The organism is Aeromonas sp. 604176, assembly GCF_049170755.1.
Classification (GTDB): domain Bacteria; phylum Pseudomonadota; class Gammaproteobacteria; order Enterobacterales; family Aeromonadaceae; genus Aeromonas; species Aeromonas veronii_A.
The window spans coordinates 1-1,032 of record NZ_JAAKNE010000278.1 but is presented as its reverse complement, the minus strand read 5'-3'; the positions used below and the strand labels follow the sequence as shown (position 1 = coordinate 1,032).

The 1,032-nt window shown below is 63.8% G+C and carries 1 protein-coding gene; it reads right to left on the bottom strand.

Annotation, left to right across the window (positions count from 1 at the left end; all coding sequences use genetic code 11):
- Positions 1–1,019: argininosuccinate lyase (gene argH / locus G5358_RS21330; RefSeq protein ID WP_421324907.1), on the bottom strand; the 1,019-nt coding region annotated here is incomplete at its 3' end.
- Positions 1,020–1,032 lie beyond the last annotated feature (13 nt).

Here is a 1,032-nt window from a genome sequence, read left to right as displayed (position 1 = left end):
TCGAGGCAGTCGTGCCAGGTGTCGAGGGCATCGAACAGCCCCTCCTTGTCTTCCTGCATGTCCTTGTTGTAGGCCAGCGGCAGCGCCTTGAGGCTCATCAGCATGCCCATCTGGGCGCCGACCACCCGGCCGGTCTTGCCACGGATCAGCTCCAGCGCATCCGGGTTCTTCTTCTGCGGCATCAGCGACGAGCCGGAAGTGACCGCATCGGAGAGCTCGACAAAGCCCGCCTCGCCGGTGTTGTAGAAGATAAGGTCTTCGGCAAAGCGCGACAGGTGGGTCATGGAGAGGGACGCCACGTGCATCAGCTCCACTACGTGATCCCGATCGGAGACCGAATCCAGACTGTTGCGGGTGGCGCCACCAAAGCCCATGTCGAGCGCCAGCGCTTCGCGGTCGATGGCATAGGCAGTGCCCGCCAGCGCGCCGCAGCCGAGCGGGCTGGTGTCGAGCCGCTTGAGGGCATCCTGTAGCCGGGAGTAGTCCCGCTCCAGCATCTCCACATAGGCCAGCGCCCAGTGAGCGAAGGTGACCGGTTGGGCCCGCTGCAGGTGGGTGTAACCGGGCAGCACCGCGGCCTGATTGGCACGGGCGGAGGCGACCAGTCCCTGCTGCAGGGCGGTGATGGAGCCGAGCAGCAGCTCGCCCTGCGCCTTGCACCAGAGTTTCAAGTCGGTGGCGACCTGATCGTTGCGCGAGCGGCCGGTGTGCAGTTTCTTGCCAAGATCGCCGACGGCGGCAATCAGTTGGCTCTCGACCCAGGAGTGGATATCTTCGGCGTCCGAACTCAGGATCTGCTGGGGATCCTGCTGCACCGAGGCGAGCAGCACCTCCATCGCCTGTTGCAGTTTGCCCTGCTCATCGGCGGTCAATACGCCCACTTTCACCAGCGCTTTGGCCCAGGCCATGGAGCCCTGAATATCCTGCTCCGCCAAGCGGTAATCGAACCGCAGCGAATCGTTGAACTGTTTGAACCGGCTATCGGCTCCCTGACTGAAGCGTCCACCCCAAAGTGCCATACTGCTCTCCTTG